The following is a 5761-nucleotide window of genomic DNA, read 5'->3' as shown; positions in this document are numbered from 1 at the left end:
TTATACAAACATTACAATCGCATACTATGAAAAAAATATTATTCCCAACAGATTTTTCTGATACAGCTAATAACGCGTTAGTTTACGCTTTGAGAATGGCAGAAAATCAGAATGCTACTCTATTTGTTCTACATGCTTATGAAATGCCTGTGATTTCAGCTACTGCTAATCCAGTTATGGTTCAGGACGTTTATAAAACAATTGAGTTAAGCAACTTTGAAAACTTTAAAGATCAAGTACCACAAATCAGAGATATTGCTAAGAAGCACAATTTAGATCATGTTCCTATGCACTTTATCTTAGAAGAAGGTTTCTTGAACACGATTTTGAAAAAACGCGTAAAAGAAGAGAAGATTGATTTAGTAGTTATGGGAACTAATGGTAACTCTGGATTAGACAAGAAATTGCTTGGTTCAAATACAGCTAATGCTATTAGCTCTTTAGATATTCCAGTTTTGAGTATCCCACATGATGCTATTTTTGATGGAGTTGATTCTATTGCTTTCTCTACACTTTTTAAGACACAAGATAAAGCTATTTTAGATAAGTTAATTCCAATTGCTAAGGGATTTGGAGCTACAGTTAAATGCGTTCACGTTTCTACTACTAAGAACAAAATAGATCCTGCAGTTGTCAAAAGTTGGGAAGAAAACTACAAAGGTGAACCAGTTAAGTTTTTCGTTGTAGAGTCTAATGATATTGAGAAAGCAATTTTTGATTTCTTAGATGAGGAAAACATTGACTTATTAGTTTCTATTACTCGTAGTAGAAATTTCTTTGAGAAATTATTTACAAGTAGTATGACTAAGAAATTAAGTTACCACAATTACGTTCCTGTTCTTGCATTCCACGAAGAATAAGTACACGAATTATTTATAAAGTGAAAGAGCTATACTTATTTAAAGTATAGCTCTTTTTGCTTGTATAGAATTGTCAGCTAATTACTTTGCAGTACTCTTGAACTTTAAAGTTTTTATTAGCTTTTTGACTTAGAAAGCACTCTTTAGGGGAGAAGTACTTCCTGTATATATAAAAAGTGTATTATTTATAGATCTAATTGTTGTTAACTGATGGGTGCTTTAATCTGTTTTTGAATACAAACAATAGAATAACAAAAAACACTAGATAAGCAATATTGAAAGCTGCAGCCATTAACCATCCTCTTAGTTCAGATTGAGGAAGAATAAACTTAATAGGTAATTGATAAATGGCAATAAATACAGGTGAGATTAACCCTGCCCATTTAGGAAGTCTTGTTTTTCCTGTAAAAACTAAGATAGAATAGCATAACCATGCCAGTAGCAGAATTACAATTGCTGTTGCCCAAGTAATGTATGTAACTGTCATAAAATTATTGGCCATTTCTAACAAATATGGATGGGCAATTGGATCGGTGTTATAAATAGCTTTGAATATCTCACCAGTGTAGAAGAAAACACCATGCCCCAGAGGCATTAAAACTACACTGATAATAAGTAGAAAATAGGTTGCCCAAACGTACCATTTGTTTTTATCAATAATATATTGGCAAGCTAACCATACACCAGGTAGAAACAAAGTGGCTGTCATCGAGGCAATCAGTGCACCAAACATCAGACGAGAGCTTGAGCCCTCAAGCATTAGAGTAGCAAAACCTACATCTACTTGATCTGCATAAGTTTGTGCAAATAAGGGATAATCTTCTGGATTTACATCAAATCCCGCCACGAACATATCTCCTATAATCCAGCAAATTGATGCCAGGATAGCTGAGATAAATGACCACTTTACTTTTGTTGAATACGTCATACTTAATTTGTTGAGTTTTTATTAATTGTTTTATTTAGAACTATTCTTAATTATTGAATATCTTTGTGCAAATATAACAGACTACTTAAACAAAGCATGTATGTGATCCGGAGTGTAATGTCCGTGATACGGAATTTTAAAAAACAATAATGAATTTAAGAGTTTATGATAACAGTCAAGGACTAATGTTATTTGAGAAACATTATCCTGACTGGTTTGCAAGTTTTAAAGACGGTATCGAAGTCAAGCAAAGTACTATGAACTCTGCTTTGGCTAAAGGGGATACTATGGAGATTTTTCTTGAGGGTATCCATATTACATTTGGAGATACCTTTTTTAAGAAACCAATTGTTGTTGAGTTTGAAAGTAATTTTGAAACAATTGAAATGCACTTTGCCTTAAAGGGATCTAACCTTGCAAGAACAAGTAATATCAGTAGTGATATAGCTTTTAAAGCTAATCAGCACAATATTCTTTACGGAAATAGAATAAGTGGCAAAATGGATTGGAGCAGTGAGTATTTTGAAACTTGTGAGATAAATATTGCTCCTGTTTTTTTTGAGAAGTTCTTACCTGATACTCATGGCGTTTTTGATCATTTTAGAAACTTATTATCCAAAGGTCAATCTGGGTTGTTTAGCGAGTCTCATCGTATAATAACCCCAGATATGTACGATATTATTCATCAGATAAAATACTGTCAAAGAAAGGGAACCTTTAAACGCATGTTTATCGAATCAAAGGTACTTGAGCTTTTATTGCTTCAACTTGAACAGTTTAGCTCAGATACACCATCGTTGGGGTATTCACTTAGAAAAGCAGATATCGATAAACTACACGCTGTTAGAGATTATATCACCTCACATTTAGATTCATCAGCTACTTTACTTGAGTTAGCTCACCGTGTTGGAACTAATGATTTTTTACTTAAAAAAGGATTTAAAGAGCTTTTCGGAACTACTGTTTTTGGCTATTGGAACGATGTAAAGATGCAGAAAGCTAATCGTTTATTAAATCAAGGTGACTATTCGATAGCTGAGATAGCTCACATGGTAGGATATAGTAATGCAAGACATTTTTCAACTGCTTTTAAGCGAAAATACGGTATTGTACCTAGTCAAATTAAAAATAGAGTATAAGTTGTATTTTCAACAAAAAAATCCATTGATTTACTAAAGTAATAGAATTAATCACTACAGTTTATTTAAATTGTGAGGGCAAAATGCCAAAGTGTTTTTTAAAGGCATTACTAAAGTGATGACTGTGTTTATAACCAACTTTTTCTGCGATTTGATACACACTTAGGGTATTTTCTTTTATTAACTCAGCAGCTATATTCATTCGAAGATCGTGTAAGTATTTAAAAATTGATGTATCAAATAGTAGTTTAAATCCTGCTTTAAGCTTTGTTTGATTAATTCCTACCATTAAAGCTAATTGTTTTATGGTAAAATCTTGTTCGTAATATTGCTCTATGTATTGTCTGACATAGTGAATTGCTTGTTTGTCTTTTTCAAGTAAATGGGGTGTTGATTTGTTTTGCCAAAGTAACCAGTTGTTGTATTGTTGTAAGTGTATCTCAATAATTTTAGCCTCTGTGAAATGTTCTGCCAATTTTCCTTGATAAGGGTGAGTGGTTAGGGAGTTTAGGCTTTTTACTAAATTATAATCAATTGGTAAGTGGATGCGGGCATTAGTAGGGTTGAAAAGACTCTCGAGATAGTGGTCTTCACCTTCAAATAAAGCATAAAAGAAATCCTTAGATACGGATGTCTCTATAAAGACTCCTTCTTTATTTTGATTGGTGTGCATTATGTGTTGATAATCTGTGGCTTGTTCAACAAATAATACTGAACTGCGTTGGGCTATATCTAAATTTGAGTGATTTAGTGTTATACTACTACCTATAAGGCAATTGCAAGTTAGTACACTTTGTTTGTTTGATACTACCGTATGTTTGAATGGTTTTTCAGCATAGTACTTTCCGTATTTGATATAAAAATCATCACTGCATAGCTTTGCAATATCCATCTTTATCCCTTGGGCTTTAATTTGCTGTTTTTTTAATGCAATATTAGAAGTATTCAAAATCAAGTTTATTTGTTTAATCTGGTGTAAAATTACTTAATTATAATGATTTTAAATAACATAATATTAAAAGTTAGTTGTGAGCACTTGTTTTTTTAGTTCTAAAATACTTCAATGACTAATGGTATTGAATTTTGATTTAAAAAGCATCTTAAACGAAACACTTTAGCGGTAGTGTAAATGTAAATTTGCTTTAAAATCAAGTCAAATGAAATTAAATATTATAATCACATTCTTATTGTGTTATTTTCCAATAATTGTATCAGGATAAAATAAAGTGAAAATAGGTGTATTTGTTTATCCTGAGATGGAGTTACAAGATTTTGCAGGACCAACTGATGTGTTTATCAAAGCCAACCGTTTAACAGATAATCAATATCAGATTTATTTGTTTTCCCAAGATGGTAATCAAATAAAGACCGAGCAAGGACTTGTCTGTATTACTCCTTCGTATAGTTTTGATAATTTGCCTTTAGTTGACTTAATTCTACTGCCAGGGGCACCCTCTGATGCAGTAAAGGCATTGTCAGAGCAAGTTCAAATCAAGCAGTTTTTGATTCAAAACAACCAAGAAGGTGTAAAATTAGCTTCTGTTTGTACCGGTGCTTATTTATTAGGCTATGCAGGTCTTTTAGACAACAGAAAGTTTACCACACATTTCATGCAGGCAAACAATATGCAAGATCAGTTTGTAAAAGCTATACTTGTAAAAGATGTGCGCTTGGTGGATTCACAAGAGATTCTTACGGCATCGGGAATTACCTCGCATTGATCTATCACTTTATTTAGTGGAAAAATACAGTGGAAAACCCATACAAGAGAAGATAGCAAAGATGATGCAGTATCAGTATGGTGTGAATCAAGAATGGCCAAAAATATAAAATTCATCCTTATCAAGGATTCTGCAATGAAAGAGTTGTTTGTTTTATAGGTGATCCGTTTTTGCAGCCTCCCAACCGATAATAGCCGTTTTTCTACTTGGTCCCCATCTATATCCGCCAAATATACCAGAGGCTTGTATAACTCTGTGGCAGGGGATAAGCAGTGCGATAGGGTTACTGCCAATTGCTGTACCTACAGCTCTTGAGGCAGAAGGATTACCTATTTCTTTTGCTATTTGCCCATAAGTAGATAATCTACCCATGGGTATTTGTAAAAGCGCCTCCCATACTTTGAGCTGAAAGTCAGTCCCTTTTAAGTGAAGTTTGATTTTGTTTACCTGTGACCAATCGTTTTGAAAAACCCCTAATACTTGTTTGTGATAGTCTGTTTCTTGTTGAGTATAATGAGCATTGGCAAAGCGCATTTGAAGGTTGTCAATAGCCTGTGATTGATCATCCTCAAAGGCTATATAACAAATGCCTTTTGATGTAGAAGCAATGATAATGCTCCCAAAAATACTATTGTAAAAAGCATAGCTGATTTGAAGGTTTTTACCAGCATTTTTGTATTCTGCCGGTGTCATCCCTTCTATATTGACAAACATATCGTGTAGGCGACTACTACTTGATAGACCAGTTTGATAGGTGGTATCAAATAGTGTAGCCTCTGGCTCTGATAGTAGTGTTTTAGCGTGGTTTAAACTGATGTATTGGATAAACTTTTTAGGGCTAATCCCAACCCAATTATCAAAGATACGCTGAAAATGGGAAGGACTTAAGTGCACGTGATTTGCTACTTGCTCTAAAGATGGCTGTTTGGCAAAATTGTCCTTTAAGTAAATAATTGCTTGTTCTATCCTTTTGTAGTTTATATGCTCTTGGGTCTGCATTTTTATTCAGATTAGGTCATTACAAAGGTGAAAATGTTTTTATAAATAAAAAATCCAATTCTTGCTAATGTTTAAAAAAAAGAGAGATACAGAAATTGGTGTATCTCTCTAGTG

6 protein-coding genes are annotated in these 5761 nt (G+C 33.2%); 3 read left to right on the top strand and 3 right to left on the bottom strand.

All coding sequences use genetic code 11. The features are described from left to right. Positions 1-26: 26 nt before the first annotated feature. Positions 27-860, top strand: a complete 834-nt coding sequence (locus tag GOQ24_RS08680; protein WP_155093072.1) for a universal stress protein — start codon at positions 27-29, stop codon at positions 858-860. A 193-nt stretch (positions 861-1053) separates the two neighbouring features. Here GOQ24_RS08680 and GOQ24_RS08675 read toward each other — a convergent pair whose 3' ends face one another. Next, positions 1054-1788: a DUF6796 family protein gene (locus GOQ24_RS08675; RefSeq protein ID WP_160339490.1), complete on the bottom strand. Its 735-nt coding sequence runs from the start codon at positions 1786-1788 to the stop codon at positions 1054-1056. 149 nt (positions 1789-1937) lie between these two features. Here GOQ24_RS08675 and GOQ24_RS08670 point away from each other — a divergent pair, with 149 nt between their 5' ends. Beyond that, positions 1938-2927: a helix-turn-helix transcriptional regulator gene (locus GOQ24_RS08670; RefSeq protein WP_160339489.1), complete on the top strand. Its 990-nt coding sequence runs from the start codon at positions 1938-1940 to the stop codon at positions 2925-2927. 61 nt (positions 2928-2988) lie between these two features. On the opposite strand, the gene GOQ24_RS08665 is transcribed toward GOQ24_RS08670, so the two are convergent. Further along, entirely contained in the window at positions 2989-3876 is an 888-nt protein-coding gene (locus tag GOQ24_RS08665; RefSeq protein ID WP_160339488.1) for a helix-turn-helix transcriptional regulator, read from the bottom strand. Positions 3877-4153: 277 nt separating this feature from the next. On the opposite strand from GOQ24_RS08665, the gene GOQ24_RS08660 reads away from it, so the two are divergent. Then, complete coding sequence (locus tag GOQ24_RS08660) at positions 4154-4648, top strand: DJ-1/PfpI family protein (RefSeq protein WP_317165483.1); 495 nt, start codon at positions 4154-4156, stop codon at positions 4646-4648. A gap of 153 nt (positions 4649-4801) precedes the next feature. Here GOQ24_RS08660 and GOQ24_RS08655 read toward each other — a convergent pair whose 3' ends face one another. Continuing rightward, the gene (locus tag GOQ24_RS08655) at positions 4802-5647 is read right to left on the bottom strand and encodes a methylated-DNA--[protein]-cysteine S-methyltransferase (protein ID WP_160339487.1); all 846 of its coding nucleotides are present in this window, start codon (positions 5645-5647) and stop codon (positions 4802-4804) included. Positions 5648-5761: the final 114 nt, after the last annotated feature.

This window comes from Myroides sp. LoEW2-1 (assembly GCF_009767705.1).
Classification (GTDB): domain Bacteria; phylum Bacteroidota; class Bacteroidia; order Flavobacteriales; family Flavobacteriaceae; genus Flavobacterium; species Flavobacterium album_A.
This window is presented reverse-complemented; position numbering and strand designations above follow the sequence as displayed.